At 58.3% G+C, this 24507-nt stretch carries 19 protein-coding genes and 4 pseudogenes; 11 read left to right on the top strand and 12 right to left on the bottom strand.

Translation table 11 applies throughout. The features are described from left to right. Positions 1-389, top strand: a 389-nt coding sequence (locus BMX92_RS25260) for a transposase (RefSeq protein WP_256213618.1), incomplete at its 5' end; no start/stop codon positions are given. 13 nt (positions 390-402) lie between these two features. Here BMX92_RS25260 and BMX92_RS25255 read toward each other — a convergent pair. Next, positions 403-702: pseudogene (locus BMX92_RS25255) on the bottom strand (nuclear transport factor 2 family protein); the annotation flags it as partial. A gap of 371 nt (positions 703-1073) precedes the next feature. Next, on the bottom strand, positions 1074-2093 hold the full coding sequence (locus BMX92_RS25250; protein WP_093022021.1) for an MDR family NADP-dependent oxidoreductase: 1020 nt from the start codon (positions 2091-2093) through the stop codon (positions 1074-1076). A gap of 285 nt (positions 2094-2378) precedes the next feature. Here BMX92_RS25250 and BMX92_RS25245 point away from each other — a divergent pair, with 285 nt between their 5' ends. The 4 genes and pseudogenes from BMX92_RS25245 to BMX92_RS25230 all read left to right on the top strand — a co-directional run. Beyond that, positions 2379-3977, top strand: a complete 1599-nt coding sequence (locus tag BMX92_RS25245; protein ID WP_093022018.1) for a class I adenylate-forming enzyme family protein — start codon at positions 2379-2381, stop codon at positions 3975-3977. Between the two features lie 288 nt (positions 3978-4265). Then, on the top strand, positions 4266-5537 hold the full coding sequence (locus BMX92_RS25240; RefSeq protein ID WP_093022015.1) for a cytochrome P450: 1272 nt from the start codon (positions 4266-4268) through the stop codon (positions 5535-5537). A 68-nt stretch (positions 5538-5605) separates the two neighbouring features. After that, positions 5606-6370 (top strand): SDR family NAD(P)-dependent oxidoreductase, encoded by a 765-nt coding sequence (locus BMX92_RS25235; RefSeq protein ID WP_093022013.1) that lies wholly within the window; start codon positions 5606-5608, stop codon positions 6368-6370. Positions 6371-6522: 152 nt separating this feature from the next. Further along, positions 6523-7252, top strand: a pseudogene (locus tag BMX92_RS25230) (IS5 family transposase); the annotation flags it as partial. A 176-nt stretch (positions 7253-7428) separates the two neighbouring features. On the opposite strand, the gene BMX92_RS25225 reads toward BMX92_RS25230, so the two are convergent. The 3 genes from BMX92_RS25225 to BMX92_RS25215 are packed head-to-tail and all read right to left on the bottom strand — an operon-like array spanning position 7429 to position 9778. Beyond that, entirely contained in the window at positions 7429-9045 is a 1617-nt protein-coding gene (locus BMX92_RS25225) for an IS66 family transposase (RefSeq protein WP_093022011.1), read from the bottom strand. 59 nt (positions 9046-9104) lie between these two features. Then, positions 9105-9452, bottom strand: coding sequence for an IS66 family insertion sequence element accessory protein TnpB (gene tnpB, locus BMX92_RS25220; RefSeq protein WP_093022008.1), 348 nt, complete (start codon positions 9450-9452; stop codon positions 9105-9107). After that, entirely contained in the window at positions 9449-9778 is a 330-nt protein-coding gene (locus BMX92_RS25215; protein ID WP_093022005.1) for an IS66-like element accessory protein TnpA, read from the bottom strand. Before BMX92_RS25215 ends, tnpB begins: the two co-directional genes overlap by 4 nt. A gap of 102 nt (positions 9779-9880) precedes the next feature. Here BMX92_RS25215 and BMX92_RS25210 point away from each other — a divergent pair. Next, positions 9881-10084 (top strand): annotated as a pseudogene (locus BMX92_RS25210) (IS5/IS1182 family transposase); the annotation flags it as partial. A gap of 381 nt (positions 10085-10465) precedes the next feature. Here the strand turns inward: BMX92_RS25210 and BMX92_RS25205 are convergent. The 4 genes from BMX92_RS25205 to BMX92_RS25190 form a co-directional block, all read right to left on the bottom strand. Then, the gene (locus BMX92_RS25205; RefSeq protein WP_218145854.1) at positions 10466-11497 is read right to left on the bottom strand and encodes a zinc-dependent alcohol dehydrogenase family protein; all 1032 of its coding nucleotides are present in this window, start codon (positions 11495-11497) and stop codon (positions 10466-10468) included. A 194-nt stretch (positions 11498-11691) separates the two neighbouring features. Next, complete coding sequence (locus BMX92_RS25200; protein WP_093022002.1) at positions 11692-13977, bottom strand: TonB-dependent receptor; 2286 nt, start codon at positions 13975-13977, stop codon at positions 11692-11694. Positions 13978-14122: 145 nt separating this feature from the next. Beyond that, positions 14123-14746, bottom strand: coding sequence for a nuclear transport factor 2 family protein (locus tag BMX92_RS25195; protein ID WP_093021999.1), 624 nt, complete (start codon positions 14744-14746; stop codon positions 14123-14125). Continuing rightward, positions 14743-16458 carry an FAD-binding protein gene (locus BMX92_RS25190; protein ID WP_093021996.1) on the bottom strand — a complete coding sequence of 572 codons (1716 nt, stop codon included), beginning with the start codon at positions 16456-16458 and terminating at the stop codon, positions 14743-14745. Before BMX92_RS25190 ends, BMX92_RS25195 begins: the two co-directional genes overlap by 4 nt. A gap of 663 nt (positions 16459-17121) precedes the next feature. On the opposite strand from BMX92_RS25190, the gene BMX92_RS28515 reads away from it, so the two are divergent. Together BMX92_RS28515 and BMX92_RS28510 are read left to right on the top strand one after the other, a co-directional pair. Next, on the top strand, positions 17122-17463 hold the full coding sequence (locus tag BMX92_RS28515; RefSeq protein WP_093021994.1) for an SDR family NAD(P)-dependent oxidoreductase: 342 nt from the start codon (positions 17122-17124) through the stop codon (positions 17461-17463). Next, a complete protein-coding gene (locus BMX92_RS28510; protein ID WP_093021991.1) occupies positions 17348-17758 on the top strand; it encodes an SDR family NAD(P)-dependent oxidoreductase in 411 nt (136 codons plus the stop codon). The genes BMX92_RS28515 and BMX92_RS28510 overlap by 116 nt, the downstream gene beginning before the upstream one ends. Before the next feature lie 171 nt (positions 17759-17929). Here the strand turns inward: BMX92_RS28510 and BMX92_RS25175 are convergent, their stop codons facing one another. The 3 genes from BMX92_RS25175 to BMX92_RS25165 all read right to left on the bottom strand — a co-directional run bounded on the left by BMX92_RS25175 (position 17930) and on the right by BMX92_RS25165 (position 21386). Then, the gene (locus BMX92_RS25175; RefSeq protein WP_177185259.1) at positions 17930-19297 is read right to left on the bottom strand and encodes an aromatic ring-hydroxylating oxygenase subunit alpha; all 1368 of its coding nucleotides are present in this window, start codon (positions 19295-19297) and stop codon (positions 17930-17932) included. A 98-nt stretch (positions 19298-19395) separates the two neighbouring features. Next, positions 19396-20364 (bottom strand): DUF7064 domain-containing protein, encoded by a 969-nt coding sequence (locus BMX92_RS25170; protein WP_143066904.1) that lies wholly within the window; start codon positions 20362-20364, stop codon positions 19396-19398. A gap of 122 nt (positions 20365-20486) precedes the next feature. Further along, complete coding sequence (locus BMX92_RS25165; protein ID WP_093021982.1) at positions 20487-21386, bottom strand: SDR family oxidoreductase; 900 nt, start codon at positions 21384-21386, stop codon at positions 20487-20489. Between the two features lie 420 nt (positions 21387-21806). On the opposite strand from BMX92_RS25165, the gene BMX92_RS25160 reads away from it, so the two are divergent. The 3 genes and pseudogenes from BMX92_RS25160 to BMX92_RS25150 form a co-directional block, all read left to right on the top strand. Beyond that, entirely contained in the window at positions 21807-22670 is an 864-nt protein-coding gene (locus tag BMX92_RS25160; protein WP_218145853.1) for a MaoC/PaaZ C-terminal domain-containing protein, read from the top strand. Between the two features lie 16 nt (positions 22671-22686). Beyond that, positions 22687-23853, top strand: coding sequence for an acyl-CoA dehydrogenase family protein (locus tag BMX92_RS25155; protein WP_093021979.1), 1167 nt, complete (start codon positions 22687-22689; stop codon positions 23851-23853). A gap of 159 nt (positions 23854-24012) precedes the next feature. Beyond that, positions 24013-24381: pseudogene (locus BMX92_RS25150) on the top strand (transposase); the annotation flags it as partial. Between the last annotated feature and the right edge of the window lie 126 nt (positions 24382-24507).

Here is a 24507-nt window from a genome sequence, read left to right as displayed (position 1 = left end):
GTTTGCTCATCTCTACTCCTGTCACGCGGCCATCCTGGCCGCCGTCAGGCAGAAAATCCACTTATCCCGATGTGCAGTTTTGCCAGGCCACCTCTATCCTGTCCGGTTTGCAGGGCGTCGGCCATGTCATCGCTGATGCAGCCTATGATGCCGATCCGCTACGCGCCTTCATCGCCAATGACCTCGGTGCAACCGCGCAGATCAAGGCCAATCCCAGCCGCGCAGGCGTACCGCCCATCGATTGGAAGCTCTACAAGGAGCGCCATCAAGTCGAATGCTTCTTCAACAAACTCAAACGCTTCCGCAGGATCGCCCTGCGATGCGAGAAAACCATCGCCGCCTTCATGGGCTTCGTCCATCTCGCATGCGCCATGATCTGGATACGTTGAATGCAGACAGCACCTAGCGCTTCACCATGTACCAGATGCCGTCCACCTTGCGGACCAAGTCGGTATATTCACCATAGCCTTCAAATGAGGCTTTACCCTCGCGCATGCCACCCATCGCGACGAAGGCGATGACCGTGGCGCTGTCCGGATCGGTTGGATCGGGAATGACTTCAGGTGTCGAGACGATGTGGCGGGTCGCCGACCCTGGACCGCAGATTCCGGCATCACGCATTTCCAGTGCGCGGCGCATGATACCAGTTCGCCCGGCATAGGGCTCGATACCCTCAAGATGCCAAACGCAGTCTTCGACATAAAGTTCGGCTAGCTGCTAGGGTGTTTCCCACTGGTCGGTTATCCGCGCGACCCGCGCGATCAGGTTGCGGATCGCGCGCTCATCGGCGACATCCATCGGCATTCTCCTGGTTGAATGAGGTTATGTCCAAACGCGCTCGATGCGCACCACATGATCTGTTTTGGGCATGCCATCGAACAAGGGAAGCCGCAGTGGCATCGCACGCGCAGCTTCCGCGGACGCTGGAAAATAGACAAGACAGTTCTCAAGTATTTTCCATCGGATTACGTAGCAGAGTCGCGGATTATCAATAGATTCCTCCAATATTCTTCCTATATCATTCCCAGGGAGACGCCAAAGACTAGGCGATGCAAGTGCGCCTTGGATTGCGTTCAGAGTGCGATCAGCACTTTTCCGCTGTTGCGCCCGGCATAGATGTCGGTCAGGGCGCGTGGCGCCTTGATTAGCCCCTGGCGAATGTCCTCCTCGTATATGAGCTTGCCTTCGCGCAGCAAGCTGGCCAGCCGACGCGTCTCAACGGCAAATTCGGAAACATGATCGAAGACGACAAAGCCGCCCCAGAGCAGTGACTTTAGCAGTATTTCGCGCTCATTGCGCAGGCCAGTGGGTGGCGGCGACCATCCCGGCACAGAGGCGGTGCCGCATTGAATAATGCGCCCGCCGCGCCGCAGACGGCGGATCATCGCATCGAGAAGTTGTCCGCCGACGCTGTCGAACAGGATATCGGCGCCACCCGGAAGATTCGCATCCAAAAGCAGCTCGATCTTGCCTTCACGATAATTGATTGCTCGGTGGCATCCAAAACGCCCGATGCACCGCGCGGCCTTTTCGTCGCTTCCGGTTATACCCACCACCGTACAGCCCGCGGCTCGCGCGAGTTGCGTTGCCACGCTGCCGACCGCACCCGCGGCAGTCGTAACGATGATCGTGTCCCCCGCCACCGGGCGGCCAATTCGCTTGAGCGCGAGCGCGGCGGTAAGGCCGTTGATGCCGAGCACGCCTGCATAGGCGGAAAGTGGAATATCCAAAGCTTCAATCAGGGTCAGAACATCATCTGGCCGGGCCAGGGCATATTCCTGCCAGCCGAACCAGCCATATAGATGCGTGCCCTCTAGAAAGGCGGAATGGCGGCTCGCGATAACCTGCCCGACCGCAAGGGCGCGCATTACCGTGCCGAGCCGGACGGGTGCGGTGTAATGCGTGCCGGTTGTCGCCCATCCACGCTGGGCGGGATCGACCGAAAGGAAAAGGTTGCGAACAACGAATGTCCCCTCCTCCGCTTGAGGAAGCTCGACCTCATCGACTGTAAAATCGTCTTGAACCGGCACGCCCGCGGGCCTTCGCACGAGGAGAAGGCGGTGGTTGCTGCTTGCTTCGTATCCGAAAGCCATGCGCACTCCTGTGACCAAATAATGTTCGTAAACAAACTATCTCGCAAGCATGCAAGGTTAAAATGCCGACAGCCAGGGCGCATCGGTTGCTACTTGGCAGTGCGTTCGGAATCGCAAACGGACCGCGATTGATCGGCCGGATCAGCTGCGGTCTAACGAGTTAAACACGCGTCCAGCTGACCCCGGATAAATCAGACGCTTGCTTACTTTCTCGGAAGCTCTAGCATAAGAGAGGCAGCGGCTGAGCCGCATTTATCTGGATTCGATTCAAATAAGGGACCGGGGATGAGTACGGCAACGCTCGTTGGAGACAGTACCACCGAGATTCTGAATATGACGAGCTTTCAGTTGCTGGAGCGTGCGGTAGCAATCGCGCCTGACAGGATCGGATTGAAACAACCATTCCATCTCGACGAGCCCGACCTCGATTGGACCTATGCAGAGTTTCGTAGCGATGCGCTCAAGCTCGCTTCATTCCTTGCAGGGCACTTCGGGCACGGGGACCGTCTTGCCATCTGGGCACCAACCCGCGCCCACTGGTTCCTCTATCAACTCGCAGCCGCTCACCTTGGTGTCATCCTGGTCACCCTGAACCCTGCGCTACGTCCAGCCGAACTTGAATTTATGCTGGCAAAGAGCCAAGCCAAAGGCATTATCCTGGACCGCGCCTTCCGCGGCAGCGACATGATTGCCGCGCTGGACTCGGTGCGACCGTCATTGCCTGATCTACAGCATATCCTGCTCTTCGAAGAATGGCGCGACCACTTGGAAAGCGGCGGGGATCCCCCACCAGCTGTTGGCAATCCGCACGATCCGGCGCTAATCGTCTTTACCTCGGGCACCACCGGTAAGCCCAAGGGCGCAATTCTCTCCCACTATGCGGCCGTCAACAACGCCAACCTCTGCGCGATACGCAGCGGCATAAAGCCTGGTTCGGTATGGCTGACCACGCTGCCTGCCTTCCACGTCGGCGGTCCGGTCACCAATTGCCTCGGCGCCATCAGCCAGCAACACACCCAGGTCATTATGCCGCCGTTCGAAGCAGGTATGATCCTGGAACTGATCGAGCGTGAGCGTGTCAATTTTATGCCGCTTGTTCCCGCGATGCTGATTCCCATGGTCGAGCATCCGACCTTCCCGGAGCGCGATGTGTCCTCGCTGGAGGCGTTCATGGTCGGCGGCACGACAATCACACCATCGTTCATTGCTATGGCCCGCGAAAAGCTCGGTGCCGACATCCAAGTAATCTACGGTCAGACCGAGCTTTGCGCCGAGGTCACCAAAACCAACCGGGGTGATCCGGACGAAGTGCTACTCCATACCGTCGGCACACCCCTGCCGCACACGAGATTGAAGATAGCCGACATTGCTACGCGCGACACACGCGAAGTCGGCCAAGTCGGCGAAATTTGCATCAAAAGCCCCTTCGCCACGAGCGGATATTTCGGAGACACCGACGCGACCGAGGCACTATTTGATAACGAGGGATATCTTTGTACGGGTGACCTTGGGTTCGTCACTGAGGACGGTAAGCTCAGGATCACCGGTCGCCTTAAGGAAGTCATTATTCGCGGCGGGGAAAATGTTTACCCGCGCGAGATAGAGGATGCCCTCGCCGAATACCCAGGAATCGCCGAAAGTGCAGTGATCGGCCTACCGCACGAGCGGTGGGGCGAGGAGGTCGCGGCGGTGCTGCGCCCAGCTGAAGGTGTGACCATCGACGTCGACGCGGTGCGCAGCTTCATCGAGCAGCGCATCTCCCGCTTCAAGGTGCCCAAGCACTGGAAGGTCGTGAATGACTTCCCACGCAATCCGTCTGGTAAAATCCAGAAATTTGCATTGAGGGAGCAGCTCGTAGCAGGCGACGTTGAGCACTCTGACTGACGCTCTGTGGCATGAACGTTTGGCCCGTGCCTCCGGCGGCGCGCGCCGAAGGGCTACCCTATCACAGCATATACCCGGCTTGAGCACAGCAGCCATGCGGGTTGGGCGATATCATGCTCATGTGGCACCCGCTCCATCGTATAACGTAAGAATGGGCAGGGGGCCGATCAGGCCGCTTGGGCGACCGGTTGCTGATCTGCCTGCCAGTTTGGCATCGCCTAAACCAACTTGTTCCGCGAAAGCGAGCACACCATGCGCAGATAAAAAGCGCAGGCAGAGGAGCCTATAATGCAGGATTGGTTCAGCGATCCCGAGACACTTGAATGTCCATGGAAAGCCTATGAGACGATGCGCGAGGAAAAGCCGATCTTTTTCTCCGAGAGTCTCGGCGCCTATATCGTGACGCGATATTCGGACATACAGAAAATCAGCGGCGACCAGAAACTGTTCTCAAGCATGCCGGCGGATTCCCAAGAGATTGGCGACCTCAATTACTCATCGCATTTCAGCCACATCTATGCGGAGCTCGGCGTTCCGGTACAGACCCCTACCCTGGTTCGCACGGGCGGCGAGGAGCATCGTCGGTATCGCAGCCTCGTCGACCGTTATTTCAGCTTGCCCGTGGTCAATCGGATGCGTCCGCAACTGACAGCGATCGTGGATGAATTGATCGACGCCTTCATCGACGCCGGTCGCGTCGATCTTCATCGCGACTTCTGTCTCAAACTGCCGCTGGAAGTCATGTGCAGCCTGCTCGGGCTGCCGTCTGACGAAGCCGAGCGCCTGGCGGCGTCTGCGGAGGCGCAGACACGGCTTTCAACCGGTGCAATCGAGACCGAGGCCCGCAGAGTGGAGTTGCACCGCGAACAGGCATTGTTCCACGCATTCCTCCTCGACCTGTTCGATCGCAAGCGCAAAGAGCCCGACGGTTCAATCCTTAGCGATCTCCTGGAGGACGCGGCCGACACCGGATTGCCGCCTGACGATGCAGAACTCTGCTCGCTAATCTCACTGATGAATATCGGGGGGCACGAGACCACGGTAAGCGGCCTTGGTAATATGCTCTATCTCGCCTTCTCGCAGCCCGGCCTCGAACAGACCCTGCGCGAAAACCCCAAACTGGTCCCCAAGTTCGTCGAGGAGGCGCTGCGACTCGAAAGCCCGGTTGTGGTGATGATCCGCACACCGACGGAAGATACAGAAATAGGCGGGGTCGCGCTGCCCAGGGGGAAACTCATTCTCCTGAACTATGCCGCGGCCAATCGGGACGACCGGCAATTCACCTGTCCTGACCGCCTCGACCTCGAGCGCAAGGGCATCCGCAATCATCTGGCATTCGGATCAGGCGTTCACTACTGCCTTGGCGCGAGCCTTGCGCGTGCGGAGCTTGAGCTCGCGATGAACCGCATCCTCGCGCGGATGCACGATATCCGGATTGATGAAACCGTGCAGCCTGTAGTCCGCCAAGCGAGAGTTGGGGTGCGCACTTTGGCATCCCTGCCGGTCATCTTCACGAAAACCGCCGCATCGGTGGCTGACCGCAATAGTGATGGACTCTAGGCGGGCCCGCCATCCCCCAGGGGCCATTGACCTTGAAGCGATAACAATCAGAAACGAGGAGAGCATTCATGCGAGGATTGACCGGCAAGGTTGCAATTGTCACCGGTGCAGGTTCACCCAATGGGATCGGCTTCGCCTGCGCGAAGCGGCTCTGCGAAGAGGGCGTCAGAGTGCTGCTTACCGATATCGTGCCGGATGGCGCCGAGAAGCAAGCAAGCGAGTTGCGCGCGGCAGGCTTCGACGCCACCGCCACCGTGCAGGATGTCACCGATGAAAAAGGATGGGATGAGGTGATAGGTCTGGCTGTCGCGCGGTGGGGGCAAGTTGACATCTTGGTAAACAACGCCGGTGTTTCGATCGCAGCTCCTGCCACGGAGATGACGCTGGATCAATTTACTCGCCAGATCGATCTGAACGTCATCAGCGTGTTTCTTGGCTCGCGCGCGGCCATGCGACAGATGCGCGCGCAGGGCAAGGGTGGCGCGATCGTCAACATGTCGTCGGTCGCCGCGTTCGTTACCGGCGCGGGTTCGTCGGCCTATGCCGCAAGCAAGGCGGCTGTTCACATGTATTCCAAGACATTGGCGCTCGAGGGTGCTGCGGAGGGTATCCGCGTGAACACGGTTCATCCCGGCATCACCAATACCAACATGGTAGCGAAGGCGTTTAGTGAGGCTCCGGAATCGATCCAAACAATGGCAAGCGCCATTCCAGCTCTGCGCATGGCAGCACCTCGTGAAATCGCCGCAGCGGCAGCCTTTCTGGCGTCCGACGATGCGAGCTATTGCATCGGAAGCAGCCTGCTGGTCGACGGCGGCGTGCTCCTTCAGTAGCAGCTGGACACCCGCAAAAACTGATAGCGTTTGGGCGGGTAAGGTGATTCATTGATCGAGAGCGATCATGGAGTGCCGTGTGGACCGGCTTTGTTGCGAAATTGCGCCTGGGGGGATTCTTCAGGTGAATCAAGTGCTTTAAGGGGGCGGCTATGCCCAAGCCAGCCTCACCAAAGTATCGCACGACAAACTGGAGCGCGTATAATGCGGCGCTGAAGCAGCGTGGTTCTCTGGATATTTGGTTTGATCCGGACATGCAGTGGCTGTCGGCGCCATGCGGCCGCCCTGGTCGCCCGGCTCGTTTCTGAAAGCGCGATCGAACTGTGCCTGACACTGAAAGCGCTTTTCAACCTGGCGCTGCGGCAGGCGACGGGGCTGGTGGCGAGCCTGCTCAAGCTGGCTGATCTGGACTGGCCGGTGCCGCATTATACGACGTTGTGCCGGCGTCAGAAGACGCTGCCGGTGACGCTTGGCGGGCGTCCCAGCTCTGGCGGCCTGCATCTTCTGGTCGACAGCACCGGCATCAAGATGATGGGCGAAGGGGAATGGAAGACACGCAAGCACGGCGCTTCCTATCGTCGCCAGTGGCGCAAGGTGCATATCGGGATCGATGCAGAAACGCTTGATATCCGGGCCATTGAGGTCACCACCAACGCGATTGGCGATGCGCCTGTCCTCCCCGATTTGTTGGCGCAGATCCCAAAGGATGAGAAGATCAGCAGCGTTGGTGGGGACGGCGCATACGACACCAAGAAGTGCCATGCCGCTATCGCCAAACGCGAGGCGCAAGCCATCATTCCGGTCCGCCGCAACGGTCGACCATGGAAGGAGGATGGCCCCGGGACGGCTGCCCGCAATGAAACGGTCCGTGCGATCGGACGGCTGTACGCATCCGGTGAGGACCGCGGCTACTGACGGTTTGCTGGGGGTTTTGGCATCTTACTTGCCGAGGAAGGCCTCGACGCCTTCTTGAGCGAGCACATCGCGGAATGCAGCATCGGCATCGCGGTCGGTGGGGAATAGATTGTCCCAGGTATGCATCCGGTGTGGGCCGCGGCTCAGGCTGCTTGGCGCTGAGTTTCTGCTGTATGCCAGTTCCAGGGCAGAAGTTCCGCCAACCGGTGTTGCGGGATGTCAGCGATGCGGGCGAGTACGTCAGCAAGCCATGCTTGGGGATCGATGTCGTTGAGCTTTGCTGTGGCGATCAGGCTGAGCATGAAAGCGGTGCGTTGACCGCCGCGGTCTGATCCGGCGAAGAGCCAGGACTTTCTGCCCAGGGCTATACCTCTCAATGCCCGTTCCGCAGCATTGTTCGAGAGGCAGATGCGGCCGTCGTCGAGGAAAGCGGTGAAGGCGGGCCATGCCTTGAGCATATAATCCATGGCCTCGGCCACATGGCTGTTCTTTGAGAGCCTGGACCGGTTCTCCCGCATCCATTCTTCCAGATCGGCAACCAGCAGGGCGCTGTGCTGCTGCCGAAGAGCGAGACGGTCCTGCGCCGATCTGCCGTTGATGCTGCGCTCAATATTGAAGATCGCGTCGATGCGGCGGACGGCTTCCACCGCCAGCGGCGAAATGACGGGCGCCTTCTTGCGGCGCTTCTTGATCTGTGTGGCGATATCGGCCAGCTCGAAGAAATAACGACGGGCATGGCTCCAGCAAAGCGCGCGTGTCAGCGGCGCCGGCAGGCGATTGGCATGGAAGAGCGCATTATATCCGGCATAGGCATCGGCTTGGAGAATGCCTGTCCAACTGCGTAAATGACCGACGGGATGTTCGCCTCGCCGATCGCGGGAATACTGGAAGATCGCCGCTGGCGGTGCGGGTCCGCCGAACGGTCGGTCGTCCCGCACATAGGTCCAGATCCGGCCCGTATCGGTCTTCGTCTTTGCCAGAACCGGTACCGTCGTATCGTCGCCATGCAGCCGCTGCGCGGCAAGGACATGCGCCTCGATCAGCAGGTAAAGCGGCATCAGCGCGGCGGTGCAGGTGCCGACCTGATCGGCCAGGGTAGACAGGCTCAAATCCACACCTTCGCGGGCGTAGCGGTCGCGCTGGCGGTTGAGTGGCTGATGCGCGCCAAACTTCTCGAACAGCAGCATCGCCAGGAAGCTGGGACCGAATAGCCCGCGGGGCGTCACATGGAATGGTGCTGGCGGCTGCGTGATCTTCTCGCAGTCCCGGCAGGAGAACTTCTCCCGCACGGTCTGGATCACCTTCCACTGGCGCGGGACGACCTCGAGCGTCTCAGTGATATCCTCACCCAGCTTGCAAAGCCGATCCGAGCCGCAACAGGGACAGGCCTCGGGCGCGGCAATGACGACCCGCTCGCGTGGCAGATACTCGGGCAAGGGCTTGCGCGCGGGCCGCTTGCGTTCGAACGGCGCGACATTGGTCTTCGCCGCCGCCAGGGCAGCCAGCACTTCATCCTCGCTTGCAGAGGCTTCGCACTCCTCGAAGGCCAGTTCCATCTGGTCGAGCAGGTGGCGCATGCGCTCGGATCGCTGGCCATAAAGGACACGGCGCATCTTCTCGTTCTGCAGTGCGAGAAGGGCATTGCGGGCTTCTAGATCGGCGTTGATCGCCTTGATCCGGGCGACCTCGGCGGCAACCGCCTGAGCTGCGGCAAGCTGCTCGCGAAGGCTCTCAATCTCTGCTTGCGCCGGATCCCCCATGCCCACGTGCATAGCAGAAAAGCGTCGAAAACCCTAGCATTTTAGGCCGCCGACATTGATTATCCGGCCAGTGTCGGGCGCCATGTCGCCTGCGGATTACGCCAGTCGATCGCCTCCAGCATACAGGCCAGTTGTGAGGCGGAAATAGCGATCACCCCGTCCACGGCCGATGGCCAGATGTACTTCCCGCGCTCAAGCCGCTTGGCATACAGAGACATGCCGATGCCGTCATGCCACAGGATCTTGCACAGGTCGCCGCGGCGCCCCCGAAAGACGTAGAGGTCGCCCGCGTGCGGATCGCGTTGGAAGCTCTGCTGCACCTGAAGGGCTAAGGATCGCATGCCCTTGCGCATGTCTGTGTGACCGGTGGCGATCCATATCCGGACGCCCGAAGGAACTGGAATCACCGCCGCAGCGACCGCAAGACTGCCGAGGCCAGTTCCGGCGATGTATCAGCCGCTATGCGTACGACCGTGCCGCCTAGTTCCACGATAATCGCAGATCCCGACGCCGCCGGTCCGTCAGGCTGGACCGCCACCGCGGCAAACCCTTCGGCGCTACCGAACATCTGCCGCCGCCAGCGATAAATCTGGCCAGGCCGAAGATCGGCATCCCTCGCGATCTCCGCAACGTTCGCGCCCGGCTGCGACACTGCCATCACTAACGCCCGCTTCTGTTCGTCCGACCATATCCGTCGGCGTTCAACGCCCGAAATTATCGTCACCTGTCCCATCGCACCGTCTCTAGTACCGGTGCAAACACCAGTGCTTGCACCGGTGCCATCTCCAAATATCAGCTCAATCTCGCAAGGCGGCTCTCACCGGAGGCGTACGGACGGCTTGGACGCACCATCTGGAAGAAGTGGAGCGGCTACCATCGCCGCAGCCTCGTCGAAACGAAAATGCACTGCTTCAAGCTGCTTGGTCAGCGCGTCATGGCCCGCACCTTCGAGCGTCAGCTAACCGAGCTCAAAGTCCGTGCTGCAATCCTCAATCGCTTCTCGCAAATCGGCACACCCAATACCGTCCGAGTCGCGTAGTAATCTCAAATAAAGGCCAAATCAAACCTATCAGGAGTTATGCAACAAAGCCGGCTGATTGTGCCCACGTTCCGGCAAACCAGCGAAATCGCCTATGGCTATCGCCCAAATCGACCCGACGGCTGACCATTCAGCGTCCGACCACTGGCATGACCATCAAGCCACTCCGCCGCGACAGCAAATCAACCGGTTTTTGCGGGTGTCCAGCTGAAACGCCCCCCTACAACGTTGCGAAGCCTGATCGAGGCACCGCGCTCATAAGCTCGCGCCACCTAAATTGACGATGTTGGGCGATAGTGCCCGGTGCAGCGGGACGCCGCACCGGGCACTATCGCGCGGCGCGGCAGACGTGATCATATATTGCCTTCGCCCCGCTGGCGGTCAATCCACAGCGATAACCACCTTACCGAAATGACTACCCGACGCCACATGAGCGAAAGCATCCTTGAACTCGTTAAAGGCGAAGACGCGATCGATCGCCGGGCGCACGCCATTAGCGTCGATCAGTTGCAATAATTCTTCGAACTGCGTTCGGCTGCCGATGCCGACGGGTTGAAGTGAGACGCCGCTCGTCAGCAGCGATAGCGGATTTAGTGCGCCTTCCATGCCGCCAACAAAGCCGATCAGGCTAACATGTCCGCCATAGGCCAGACTGGCAATTGAACGCTCAATCGTGCCCGGTCCACCGACTTCCAGAACGCGCTCGACGCCTTTCCCGTCCGTGAGCGCACGAACCGCCTCCTGCCAATCGGGCGTATCCTTGTAGTTGACGACATGATCCGCCCCGAACGCCTTTAACCTGTTAGCCTTGTCATGGGAAGAAGTGGTGGCGATTACACGCAGGCCCATGGCCTTGGCAAACTGCAGGCCGAGCAGAGAAACGCCGCCGGTACCAAGCAAGAGCACTGTCTGCCCCGCGCGCAAGGGCCGTCCGCCATCGGTCAGCGCGGACCAGGCGGTCACTCCAGCGCAAGGGAGGGCCGCGGCTTCCTCGAAGGATAGCGAGCCAGGGAGGATGACAACTCCGTCTTCCTCGACCGCGATCATCGATGCGAGCATGCCATCGGAGAAGATTCCCGGCTGGTTGACCATCACAGTGGGCGTCAAGGGACCGGCCACCCAGCGCGTGATATTGTTGACCGAAACACGGTCGCCCACAGTGATCCGCGAAACGGCGGCCCCAACCGCGACGACCTCGCCAGCACCATCCGTCAGCGGCGTCATTTCGCCTTCGAAGCAACCGGGATAATGTCCGTTTACGAGCAGCAGATCGCGATAGTTGATTGACGCCGCCTTTATACGGATCACGACCTCGCGGTCACCCGGCGTCGGGTCGGCAAGATCGCGCATCTCCAAGCCGTCAATGCCATCTCGTGTGATCGTGCGAATTGCCTTCACGTCGGTTCCCTTCATTAAACTGGTCGATAGTCCCGCGCCGCCGGAGATAGTCCTTTGCGAGCATTAATCACGCGCCTCAAACAGATTAGGACGGCGTCACGAGCTGGAAGTAAATTTACTGACAGAATATTGCGCCAAGCCATCTGGCATGCTTACTTTATACAAAGGGCCCCCGACGGGGGCCCTTTGATCCTGTCGTACCGGGCTCCCTAGAAGCTATACTGGACACGTGCTCCGTAAGTAACAGGCCGCCCCGGCTCATATGAGAGGCTGTAAGGCTGGCTTGTTTGGCGAAAGGTCGGATATTTTTTATCGAACAGGTTATTAACATAAAAGCCAATTCGAAGATTGTCGCCGGCAGGACTGACATATCCGGACACATTAACCAGCATTCGGCCATTATCCCGATCGTAGCGTAATGGACCGCCAGCACCGGGAAAGAAGTCAATCGACGAGCGATACTGCGCAAGGCCCGACAGATTGGCCGACCAGCTGCCAATCGCGAAGTCATAGCCCGCGTTGAACGAGGCCGTGAAGTCGGGAGCGTTGGGTGGCGCCCGTCCGGTCAGGTCTTCCGCGCAGCCATAGATCGTTGCCCCGGGCGCCGACGGATTGAGCGTACCGGTGGGATCGAAACAAACCACCGACGCATTACGGAAGGGCTTGTACCGCGCATGTTGCCAGGCTGCCGTCACGCCAATGTTCAAGCCGTCCAACGGCTGATATTGGGTGTCCATTTCCAAACCGTAATTTTCCAGAGCGCCGGCATTCTGGGTGACGACGCCACCTGAAGTCTGGTCCACGGATTGGGTCTGCAGGCTCTTGTTCTTGAAATAGAATGCCGCAAGGTTGAACCGCAACCGTCCGCCCATCGAACTCTGTTTCAGACCTATTTCGTGGCTGCCAATCTTCTCTGAACCCACTGGGGGGCCTTCGAAGATGGACGGCCCAGCAAAGCCGCCCGCCTTGAAACCGCGTGTATAGCTGTAATAGATATTGGTGGGTCCATTGTCCCAGGCGATCACGAAGCGTGGCGTGAACGCCTCTAGGGACTTCTTCTGCCTGAATTCGAAGCCCGGGGCGCCAAACAAAGCCGCGAAGCTATCTCGAGTGATTCCGTGAAACTTCCGCTTGTCATATGTATATCTGCCACCAGCCGTCAGCTTGATCTGGTCCGTTACATCGAAGTAACCTTCTACGAAGCCTGAATAGGACTGGGTTCGGGCGATGTTGATGAAGCGTGGAAACTCTCCAAAGGTGGCCACAGGGGCCGCATAGGCGAGACCGGTAAATGAGATATCGTAGAAGCCTCGATCCTTGAGATAGCTGACGCCAGTTATGTAGTTGAAACGTCCATCCGAGTGGCTCGCAATTTGCAGATCCTGCGCATAGCTCTCTCCGCCAGCCGACGGGATCGTGAAATTGAACAGGTCGACCGGGGTAAAATCTGAATCAGTATTACCGGTCGCTCGTTGACGCCGATAAGTCGACAGACTGGTCAGTTCATGCGATTCCAGATCGAACACCATTTTCAATGTCGCGCCGTAATAATTACTTTTCACCGGCGGTTGCGGGTTCTTCCTCTGCTCGTAATAACCGTTTGTCGTTCCCGTAACGCCAAAAATGGTGCACGCGTAGCAAGTGGGCGCGTCCTGAGACAGAATGCCGATGTCCAGTGCCTGCAAAGTATTCTGATACTGAAATCCCAGGATGATATCGGCGCCCTCGGGCTGCCACCGTAGCTTTGCGCGCACACCATAGTTGCGACCACCACCGGTCTTGCCGCCGAATTCGACATTCTTTACAAAGCCGTCCTCATGCTTGTAGCGACCCGTCACACGCATGCTAAGATCGTTTGTCAGCGGCACATTGATTACGCCCTCCAAGGTTCGTCGATCAAAGCGGCCATATTCCGCCCGCACCTTACCTTCGAATTTCGAAGTGGGATCAGCCGAATTGACAAGCACGACGCCCCCGGTTGCATTCCGGCCGAACAGAGTGCCCTGAGGACCACGCAGCACCTGAATGCTGCCGATATCGATATTGTCGAGCAACTCCGTGATGCCGAGCATTCGTGAGAGGTAGGCCCCGTCCTCATAAACGGCCACTGGGCTTTCCAGGCCAGGATTCACGAAGAGCTGACCAATACCGCGGATATAGGGCTGGAAGAACCCGCCGCTCGCAGCCTGGAAACTTGCGCCAGGGGTCACGGCAGCGATGTCAACTATGCCTCGCAGGCCCAGCTTTTCGGCCATTAACGGCCCGACTGCTGTAACCGCCACGGTAACATCCTGCAACCGTTCGCTCCGGCGCTGCGCGGTGACTATGATGTCACCGATCGAGCCGGGCGTGAGCTCCGATGTACCTGCCGACTTGGCATCAACCGCAGGGTCTGGCGTACCCTGCTCTGCCGTCGGCGCCGACTGGGCATGTGCGACAGCCGGCAAGACCGCCATTGAGCAGCACAATATGAACTTCAATTTTAAACGTCGCATTTGTTTATCCTCCCCTAGATCGCCGACACGCCATTGTGCGCTGACGAATGCCGACTGACCTTACTTTGCGTAAGGTCTCTGCTGTTGGTCACTAGTCCTGCCCTGTTCGGGTCGTTCAGACTTTTGACGATCCTATTTATTCTGCTTAAGCAATTACCATGTCGGGCAGCGCCGGTTCTCGCAGCCAGGCGAAGGCGCCGTAGACCGGATCGCTGCGATCGGTGCTTCCCAACCGGATATTATGCTGGATCATCCCTTCATCGGTGACATTGCGGATCGGTCCACATTGCCCCCACTCGTTCATCACGATACGCGCCTGGATCCGCCACTCACCGTTGCGCCTGGTAAGCTGGTCGACGTACCGGCCACCGGCAATATATTCGTGATCCTCGTCGATCGTGCCTACCTTCGTCGCCGCGGCGGCGTAAGTCGGGCCGTAATAGTCTTCGATTTTCGACCTGCCGCCGCGCATACGCTGATACGCCAGGAAGTAGGTCTCTGCTGCGGCCCGATCACCCACGACGTCGATCTGACTCTGAAACAGCATGTGCGATCCGCCGGAGGTGATGTCCTTCAGCAAAGGGAGAACCATCTCGATGAACTCGTAGGCATTGCCATTAAACACGCCATGATCATCATTCGCATCAGGATGATAGACCGCTTTTAACAGCTCCTCGTCGAGCCGGTCGATGCCGCGGCAGTAACGTGCAAGGACATTCTGTATCTCGGCGCGGTCGATGGTTATCTGCATATCATGATTGGTGATCACAGCGTCTTCTCCGCTGACGAGTTCGACATATTACTCATCGCTTGAACAGCGCGGTAAGCAAAGATCATCGACGCGGCGACGCTTGTGCCGGCGCCGATATAGCTCTTCCCCAACGGCGACGCGGCGCTGTTGCCCGTCGCAAACAATCCGTCGACAACCGTGCCGTCCTCGCGTAGTGCGCGGCCATCGACGTCAGTGACGATACCCCCCACCGTGCCGACATCGCCCGCGAACATCCGAACCGCGAAAAATGGCGGTTTTGAAATAGCGCCGAGATTGGGGTTTGGTTTTACAGTGGGATCGCCATGGAAGCGGTCATAGGCAGCATCCCCGCGCTGATAATCCTCGTCGCGACCCGTTTCAGCAAAGCGATTGAAGCGGGTAATCGTCTCCTCGAGGTTGGCACCGGGAATTCCCGTCTTTGCCGCGAGCTCCATTATTGAGCCCGCCTCGATCATATAACCGCTCTCGATCCACGCCTTTGGGGTTGCGCCGAAATGGTTTGCCCAGAGATAATTCTTGCGATGTCGGCTCTCGATGATTGCCCAGGCCGGCACGGACCCGCCATTTTCCCCGTGCCGCTGATGTAAACGCTGCCCGAACTCCATATAAGCACCCGCCTCATTCGCAAAGCGACGGCCCAGCGTGTCGACGACGATGCTGTGCGGAAAGGAGATATCCCAATGATGTCCGAAATGCGCCGTACCGCCTTCCGTCCGTTTCACGCCAGGGGGTAGCGCGCCATCTTGACCCAGCGAAACGCCCGTCCAGATCGCTTCATCCATACAGTCGACAGCCACTCCCAGCTTCATCGCGGCAGAAAGGACCTCGCCTGTATCGCCCGGGTTCGCCTGCGACGTCTGCGCGGAGATCGGCCGCCCATATTTGGTCCGCATTTCCGCGTCGTGGGAGAAGCCGCCCGCGTTGATAATGACGCCCCGTTTCGCGCCGATGCGCAGCTCGCGTCCGGCGCGCCGCGCCACAACCCCCATGACGCGGTCATTCTCCACCACGAAACTTTCAAACGGAGTTTCGGGGCGGATGTCGATCCCTGCGTCGAGCGACAGCTTGAGCATCCGCCCCTGCACTGCCGCCCCGGATCCGCGATAATCCGACCCGGTCAGCTTCTGATGAGCCAGACGGGCAGCCAGCCGAAGAGCCATTATCCGCCCTCGCCACGTGCGCTTAGCAAGTAAAAGAGGTGCCATGTCCCCGATGCGGAGCGGCATAGCCGGGAGTGGATAGACCGAAAGACGCTGCTTCCACTCACCGAGCTTGTTGATGTCAAACAGCTTAGCTGTGACGCTGCGCGTTTCTTTCGAGGCGCCTGGCCTCGTCGTATAATAGTCAGGGAAACCCGCTGGCCGCTCGAGCTCTAGCCCCTCACTCAGCAGAAATTCAATCACTTCGGGCCCGGTGTTCAGATAGGCGTTGCGACGCTCGGACGTTGAGGCTGGCCCAAAATAGGGAGCTGCCACGTCCATATAGCGGCGCGCTTCGGCCAGATCGTCGTGAACGCCCTCCCGCTTCATGAGCGGATTGCATGGCACCCACAGCACACCGCCGGAAAATCCGGTCGACCCGCCGACCGCAAAGCGTTTCTCGATAATTACCGAACTCAGACCAAGGCGCTTGGCTTTGAGAGCAGCGACCATCGACCCGGCACCACTACCGATGATGACAATGTCGACAACTTCATTCCACTTGCTCATTGATCGTGCACTCGCCTTCGATATGTGGTGCTCGCCAGCGCAAAGGCCGACTGTCAGAAAAGGCAACGCCGCTGATTTCCTGATGGACTGCACAGTTCAGCAAAAATATCGCATCACTCTCCGCCCAGCTGTTCCCGCCGTTGCAAACATTTATAAGCTAGCGAACGGTATGGTCAATCAAAATAAACTGCTGAGCCATTTAGAAGCTGTGGGAACCTGGCCTGGCGCACCGGACATCCATGGCGCGCTCCTACCGGCTGAATAGGGTTCATTATGATATTCGCTAACCTACGATATATAAGCTATATATATCCAGCCCGATCGGATTCTGCGACTGGGGGCAGCCATCCACTTTGAAAGCCAGCTTCGAATTAGCCGTTTGCGGAGTTGCTTGTATCTGGCACCGAGCTTGCCGTCGCTACGAGAGGAGTGACGCAGGAGATTAGAAATAAGGTGAGCTCAATGCAGGTTCGCTATGACTTACTGGATCCGTCGCGTTCGTCATCGGTGGAGGCGTGGGCATAGGACGCGCCACGGCGGTCGCCTTAGCCGTAGCGGGCGCTATAAGGTCGTGATCGCGGAGCTTGACGGAGAAGCGGCTGCGGCGGCGATCCGCGCCATTGAAGCCGGGGCGGGCATGCGGTTATTTTCCCACCGATGTGAGTGGCAGGCGATCGGTGCAAAGGATGGTCGCGCAAAACCGTCGACAACTTCGGCCGACTAGACATTGCCTTCAACAATGCTGGCATTACTCGCCCCCCCACCAGGATACAGGAGATCGAAGAAGATGCCTGGGAACGGGTGATTGCGGTCGATCAGAGCAGCATATTCCTCCGCATGAAATGCGAAATCCGACAAATGCTGACACAGAGTGCTGGCGTGATCGTCAATACGGCCTCCACCGCCCCATTCGATCCGGCACCCTATAAAGGCTCCCTATACTGCGGCCAAGAGCGCGGTCATCGCGCTGACCCGGACAGCCGGTCAAGAGGGAATCCGGGTTAACGCCCTTGTGCCAGGCACCATTATGACACCGATGATGGTCGACTCGTTTGAAAATAGCGCACCGGGTATGCGGCAACTTATGGAAAACTATTCGCTCATGGTTCGGATGGGTGAACCTGAGGAAGTCGCCGATGCGGTCCTTTGGCTAAAGTCGAGGGCGTCGCCCTACATTAATGGCACCAGCTTCGCGGTCGACGGTGGCCATCTGGCCGGTACCCACGGGCCTGCTAAGTGGACCTGCTCCGTGTCGGCTGGCTGGGCTCCGAAGCCGATTAGCATGGCATTTCTGGCTTGAAAAGGCGTTCGCGATGCTCGCTGGCCTTGGTATTGATCGATCGCGATCGGCTAAAGGCTATTTTCGGCTAAGCCAACCCCGCTCAAATATGAGTGCCGAAAAGAGGGGTCGGCCAAGGCCAACCATAGCGCAAGTTGGCGCCCGGTCACGGGACCGGGCGCCAGTTCCGGATCATTTTGCGATCACACGGTCGAGCTCGGCGAGATAATGCCGGATGCGGATTTCTGCTTCGCCGGGTAGGAACCCCTTGAAGCCGGGAGATTTTAGGCCCTTTTGGACTTCGGGGACCAGCACGATATCCTGGTTCAGCACATAACCGAAGTCTTCCCAATTTTCGTGGCGGTCCCGCGGCGGGCGCACCGTGCCGTCAAAATTCATCGGGCCCTTAGCTTCCGGTCCGAAATTATTGATGTCCCAGATCTTGTAATTCTTGTCCGGCACAGGGATCGCGCAAGTGATTGCATTATAGCGGCTCTTTTCCGGATCGGTTGGGTGAGGGAACCAACGCTGCAGCATGATGACATCCGCAAAGATGTTGAATGTGACATTTGGAAAAAGCGAATAGTTCCAGTCGTCAGTTACCTGGCCATCGCTCAACTGGGTGAAGTCGATGCCGTTCTTGGCGGCCCAGCCGCGCTTCGTCTCAGTCAACGCCTTTTTGAAGTCGCGTCCCGACAGGTCATACTCCGGATAATCGTCGGGAGTGCCACCCCATATGCCAAGCATCTGCTGATCAGCTTCTGAGATCTTGTCGCCATCCTCATACTCACGCGGAAGGCCAATGGGAATGATCATGCGACCATGGCCGTTGGGCAGCACATCATACTGCATACGATAGGTCTCGGTACTGCCAAGCACCTCAGGATGGACATCGTCGGCGTGATAGAATTCGATGAACGCCTCCATGGCGGTCTTCCAGTTGGCATCCCACCACAGTTCGTCATCGCGATAGGGACGGAACCGATCCAGATGGAACCCCGCAAGATGCTTGGGGATGTCGCCCAGGAAGTCTGCGAGCGAACCGCAATTGTCGTCCATGTTGACGCAGACGAAATTGCCCCACAGGTCAAGCTTTACCTCAGTCAGTCCCGGGCGGTGCGAAATGAGCTCGGGCCGGAATATTTCCTCGTCGCGAATTTTGATCAGATTGCCGTCGAGATCATATTCCCAGCCGTGGAACGAGCAATGGAAGCATTTGCCAACTGTGCCGAAGTCCGATGTCACCAGTGTGTTGGCACGGTGGGCGCAGACATTGTGGAACGCCTTGAGCTCGTCAGGGCGCGTCCGCACGACGATGATCGAAGCGCGGCCAATGTCGAACTTGAAATAATCGCCCACATTGGGGACGTCGGAGGCGAAGCCGGCGAGCAGCCACGTCTTAGTCCACATCTTTTCCCACTCGATGTCTACCTGAGCGGGGTCGTAATAGCGCTTGGGGTCGATTGGCGCCGTGCCGTAATCGACATAGGGAAATTTCTCGCCATATTTGGCCTCCGTATCAACGGTGAAGCCTTCGCGGTAATCGAAATGCTTATGCATGCTGCTCTCCTGGTGAACATTTCCGATCAGATGTTTCAGCGCGTTCCATGCAATCATTCTATATATAACAATATATCTGCATGGTAGCTATTTGCCTCTTATAAGCGTTGACCATCCGCGCCGGTTAGCCAACCGATCTCCACATTGGCGTATCCCGTGTCACCGGTCTGCTCGAGCGTGCAAGGGCACATATTTTCGGAATTGAAATAGGCGAGCTGACCTGGCTTCTGCGAATAGAGCACGATCCGGGCGAAGCGCTTCGAAAGGTCGCAGACGATCGTATAGTCCTGATCATCATAGTCCTTTGCGCGGAACCTCGCCTGTGTCGGCAGCCCCTCCTCGTCCTCGCCAATATATTCGATCTCGAACGACTTAAGGACGCGGTTGCCCTCTTTCGTTGCTACATAGCCTTCCATCAGCGTGACGTTTGGCCGCAGCGCACCATGCAGCCGGAAAAAATGAAAAGCGTGATCTGGAAAGTTGATCACCGACCAGTTATGGTTGTAAGCCGTCTCGTCGTTGCGCATCCCCCAGCTGTGATCGCGATAGGCTGAGCCAGCAACTTCGAGCGTCTTGCCGCCCTCCCCCTTGAAGGTGACCACGCCTTTGCCCGATAGCGCCTGGCTTTGATGGCGGAACTGGCCGAGACCAAAGCCGGTGCATTCCGAAATCGAAAGCTGATCCGGGTTCACGTCGCTGCAGGCTAGGAAATCGAACAGGGCAAAGCGCGCCGAGAAATCCAGCGTGATGGCCAGCTCATCATTCTCGAATTCCACCTGGAACTCGGCTTGCGGCTTTACGAAGCGGTAGGTCAGCTCACCCAGCTTAATTTCGCGCTGGCGCTCGAATGGATAGGGCATCGGAACTTCCTTGCCGCTCGTATATTTTCGGCCTCCGTGCAGCAAGGTAAACGAGGCAAAGGCACGCTCCATGGTCGGCTCGACAGTGGCATGCGCGAGGCAGCAGACATCCCGATCTGGATCCATGAAAATCCAGAACCAGTTCTCTTTCCAGCGCAGTTTGGCGCGCATGGGAACCGTGTGAGGATAGTCTTCGTGCAACAACATTCATTCTCTCCCGTCAGGGACATGGTCCCTTCGCGATAGCGCCGGCCGGAACGCCAGCCCGCCGTGCCAACCACATCACCTCAAAGCCGCTGCGGCATATTTACCGAGCGGGCGTTCCTCGATCAGTCCGAAATCCAACTATTGCGGTCGATACCCGCATTTGCCCGCGCGAATTTTACGATGTCATTGATCCGGGCACCGAGTTCTGCCGGGTCCCTGCTCGGCGCCGCCTGCGGGCCGTGCTGCCAGCTTTCGATGACCGAATAGCCCTTACCCCAGGCCTCGAACACACGGCCGGTTACACCGGCCGATTCGGGGCTTGCCAGCCAAGTGACGAAGGCGGCGATCCACTCTGGGCTACGCTCGTCAAGCTGTTCTGAAGTCCATTCACGCAGGCCTTCGGTCATCCGTGTATTGGCGCGGGGCGCGACGGCGTTTACGGTAATCCCATACCGCTTCAATTCGCGCGCAGCGAGCTGCGAAAGCGTGGCGATGCCGCCCTTGGCCGATGCATAATTTGCCTGGCCGATATTGGCGAACAGCGCAGAATGGGACGTCGTGTTGATGATACGCGCATCGACGAGCTTACCTGCCTTCTGCTGACCGCGCCAATAGTTTGCGGCGTGATGCAACGGCGCGAACGTGCCCTTCAGGTGCACCTTGATAACGGAGTCCCACTCGTCCTCACTCATATTCACAAGCATTCGGTCGCGTAAGATGCCGGCATTATTGATGAGGATATCGAGCCCGCCGAACGTGTCGACGGCTTCCTGAATCATAGCCTGGGCAGCATTCCAGTTGGACACGTCGGACGTGTTAATTGCAGCCTCACCACCAGCTGCGCGGATCGCGTTCACCACCTCCTGCGCCGGTGTCTCGTCGGTATTGGCTCCCGTCGCCGCCGAACCCAGATCATTGACGAGAACCTTGGCACCCTGCGCCGCGAGCATTAACGCATAAGCGCGCCCCAATCCCCGACCACCGCCGGTGACAATCGCGACGCGGCCATTACAAATTCCCATTTTCTACTCCACCCTTCAACCATCAAATCGCCGTTCGCTGCGATTACGCCACAGACGATTGCTCTCCAAAACGGACCTAGTCCATATACGAATAGTATGCCAGCGCATGTTTAATTTAAAGCGTTTTTCCCGGCGATGCCAACCATTTTTTGAAGCGCGAAACCTCAAACGATGCGCGGGTACATCGGAGCGGTGGTGATCGGGGTAGGCGTTCAATGATGGCTTGGCGGACCACTGGCAGGCTGATTCATAACTTCGTCAGCTTGGGAATTCCCAACGTGAGCTACACTCTACGCAGGTAGGTATGAAATCCACCGCCTTCGCGGAAACGGTCAAATTCCGAGCCGACAATTGCATCTTTTTCCCAGTCCGACTAGTACACTGGCATATAATTTTAATGTGCACGAATTATGGGAAGGTATGCGCATGGACCTGGCGAGGATTGAGCGGCTTGAGATACCCCCCATTGAACAGAGTTACACCGCGCGCGACGCCATCCTTTATGCGCTAGGCCTCGGCTTTGGCGAGCATCCGCTTGACGCGGCCGAACTCGATTATGTCTATGAGAAGTCGCTCAGGATCGCGCCCTCTTTCGCCGCACCCGTCTGCCATCCAGGTTTCTGGGCGCAGAAACCCGAGTTTGGCATCGACTGGGTGCGACTGCTTCACGCAGAACAAGAATGCCAGTTCCATCGGTCATTTCCGGCAGAGGGAACGATCCGCGGCGAGTTCACCATTGCAGGCGTCGAGGATAAGGGGGCCGACAAGGGCGCACTGGTGCATCAGGAAAAGAGACTTTTCGACGCCGCGACTGGGGACCTCATAGCGACGGTTCGTTCAACGCTGTTCCTGCGCGCAGACGGCGGCCAAGGTGGGTTCGGCCGCACCATTTCACCCGCATTAGCCCTACCCGAGGGCGAGCCTTCTGCAACGCTTGAGTTTCGTACTGAGCCGCGTCTTGCTCTTATCTATCGGCTGAGCGGCGACTGGAATCCCTTGCACGCCGATCCCGCAATCGCCCGCAGCGCGGGCTTCGATCGACCAATTCTGCACGGACTTTGCAACTACGGGGCAGCCTGCCGCGCGCTTTTGAAAGTCTATTGTGACTATGATCCGTCGCGGCTTAAATCTCTCTTCGTGCGCTTCAGCCAGCCTTTTTTTCCGGGCGAGACGCTCCGTTTCGAGTTTTTCCAAGACGGCAATGAAATTGGTTTCCGCGCCCTTGCCAAGGAGCGCGGCATAGTTGTTCTCGACCGCGCGCGTGCGCGCATCGCGGCCCCCTGACTTCCGGAGAGTTTCCATGGATTTCGAATTCGACGACAATCAAAAGGCGATCATCGAGGGCGTTTCAAAGGTATGTAGCGCCTTCAGCGACGAATATTGGACAGAATGCGAAGCAACACCGCGCTTTCCGCATGAGTTTTATGAAGCGATGGCGGAGGGCGGATGGCTAGGGATCACCATGCCAGAGTCTGTCGGCGGGTCAAATCTCGGTGTGCTCGAAGCCGCGCTGATGATGCATACGGTAACGTCCAGTGGCGGCGGTTATTCTGCAGCGTCGGCAATCCACATCAACCTCTTTGGACCTCATGCCATCGTCGTACACGGCACGCCCGACCAGCAAGAGCGCTGGCTACGTCCGCTCGTTGCTGGGCAGCAGAAAGCCTGCTTCGGCGTAACCGAACCCGACGCCGGACTTGACACCACCAGCATCAAGACCTTCGCCCGGAAGGTGGACGGGGGATATCGTGTTTCCGGCCGGAAGATGTGGACGTCAACCGGGCAGGAAGCCGACAAGATCGTGCTGCTTGCGCGAACCACGCTTAGAGAGGAGTCGAAGAAGCCGACCGACGGAATGTCACTCTTCTACACGGACCTGGATCGAACACAGATCGAAGTACGTCGCATTCACAAACTTGGCCGCAATGCGGTCGATTCAAATGCTGTGTTCATCGATGATTATTTCATTCCCGACGAAGATCTGATCGGCGAGGAGGGCAAGGGTTTTCACTATCTGCTCGACAGCCTCAATCCCGAACGTATATTGGTTGGCATCGAGGCTGTTGGCCTAGGCTATGACGCGCTCTACCGCGCCGCCGGCTACGCGCGGGACCGCGTTGTTTTCGGCCGGCCCATCGGGCAGAATCAGGGCATCCAGCACCCGCTGGCCGAGCGCTGGATATATCTTGAAGCGGCATTCTGGCAGTGCCTCCGCGCTGCTTGGCTCTATGATAACAAGAAGTCGTGCGGTGCCGAGGCAAATGCTGCCAAGTTTGTTTCCGCGCGTGCGGCATTTGACAGCGCTACACAGGCGGTCCTCACGCATGGCGGCATGGGCTACGCGACAGAATATCAGGTAGCGCGCCTTTTCAAGGAGTCCATTCTACCGCGTATTGCACCAGTGACCGAACAGATGATCCTCTCGTTCATAGCCGAACGCGTGCTTGGGCTCCCAAAGTCCTACTGAGAGGACCGCTATCGGAGCACGCGAGCACCACGGGTGTTATCTAACGGTCGCGGCCTGTGCTGGACATTGCTGATTATCCGCCGTCAGCACCAATGGCACAGATTTGAGGTTGTAAATTAAGGAGGGTTTGGGTTTCGTCGTAGTGACGAAGGAACGAAGATGAAGCCCAAACCCTCCTTGAAAAAATCGCCGGTGAAGGCCCCTGCTGAGCGGGTGTTGAAGGATATTCGTCGGCAGACCCGTCGGCATTTCTCGGCTGAGGACAAAATCCGGATCGTGCTGGATGGCCTGCGCGGCGAGGACAGCATCGCCGAGCTTTGCCGCAAGGAAGGCATCGCGCAGAGCCCGTATTACACCTGGTCGAAGGAGTTCATGGAAGCGGGCAAGCGCCGCCTGGCTAGCGACACAACCCGTGCTGCGACCACTGGCGAGGTGCAGGATCAGCGTCGCGAAGCCCGGAACCTGAAGGAATGCGTTGCCGACCTAACACTCGAAAACCGTCTGCTTAAAAAACCGTCGCCGGCTGGGCCCGCCTGTGCGCGGTAGAAACGGGTCGTGTTATGGTGCGGTCGGGAGGGTCGCGGCCGATGGCTTATTGGAGGCATGATACCCCGTTAAAAAACGTGGCCCGTGGGTGTTTGCGTACTTGAGAGT

This window comes from Sphingobium sp. YR768, assembly GCF_900111125.1.
Classification (GTDB): domain Bacteria; phylum Pseudomonadota; class Alphaproteobacteria; order Sphingomonadales; family Sphingomonadaceae; genus Sphingobium.
Note: the sequence above shows the minus strand (reverse complement) of the source record. Positions and strands in the feature narration are given on the sequence as shown.

Bases quoted from the DNA above. Each gene is read 5' to 3' on its own strand.
- BMX92_RS25205 (WP_218145854.1), bottom strand. From the start codon at position 11,497: ATGAAGGGAACCGACGTGAAGGCAATTCGCACGATCACACGAGATGGC.
- BMX92_RS25190 (WP_093021996.1), bottom strand. From the start codon at position 16,458: ATGAGCAAGTGGAATGAAGTTGTCGACATTGTCATCATCGGTAGTGGT.
- BMX92_RS25155 (WP_093021979.1), top strand. From the start codon at position 22,687: ATGGATTTCGAATTCGACGACAATCAAAAGGCGATCATCGAGGGCGTT.
- BMX92_RS25175 (WP_177185259.1), bottom strand. From the start codon at position 19,297: ATGCATAAGCATTTCGATTACCGCGAAGGCTTCACCGTTGATACGGAG.
- BMX92_RS25235 (WP_093022013.1), top strand. From the start codon at position 5,606: ATGCGAGGATTGACCGGCAAGGTTGCAATTGTCACCGGTGCAGGTTCA.
- BMX92_RS25165 (WP_093021982.1), bottom strand. From the start codon at position 21,386: ATGGGAATTTGTAATGGCCGCGTCGCGATTGTCACCGGCGGTGGTCGG.
- BMX92_RS25225 (WP_093022011.1), bottom strand. From the start codon at position 9,045: ATGGGGGATCCGGCGCAAGCAGAGATTGAGAGCCTTCGCGAGCAGCTT.
- BMX92_RS25240 (WP_093022015.1), top strand. From the start codon at position 4,266: ATGCAGGATTGGTTCAGCGATCCCGAGACACTTGAATGTCCATGGAAA.
- BMX92_RS25170 (WP_143066904.1), bottom strand. From the start codon at position 20,364: ATGTTGTTGCACGAAGACTATCCTCACACGGTTCCCATGCGCGCCAAA.
- BMX92_RS25200 (WP_093022002.1), bottom strand. From the start codon at position 13,977: ATGCGACGTTTAAAATTGAAGTTCATATTGTGCTGCTCAATGGCGGTC.
- BMX92_RS25250 (WP_093022021.1), bottom strand. From the start codon at position 2,093: ATGGCTTTCGGATACGAAGCAAGCAGCAACCACCGCCTTCTCCTCGTG.
- BMX92_RS25245 (WP_093022018.1), top strand. From the start codon at position 2,379: ATGAGTACGGCAACGCTCGTTGGAGACAGTACCACCGAGATTCTGAAT.
- BMX92_RS25160 (WP_218145853.1), top strand. From the start codon at position 21,807: ATGCGCATGGACCTGGCGAGGATTGAGCGGCTTGAGATACCCCCCATT.
- BMX92_RS25215 (WP_093022005.1), bottom strand. From the start codon at position 9,778: ATGGGACAGGTGACGATAATTTCGGGCGTTGAACGCCGACGGATATGG.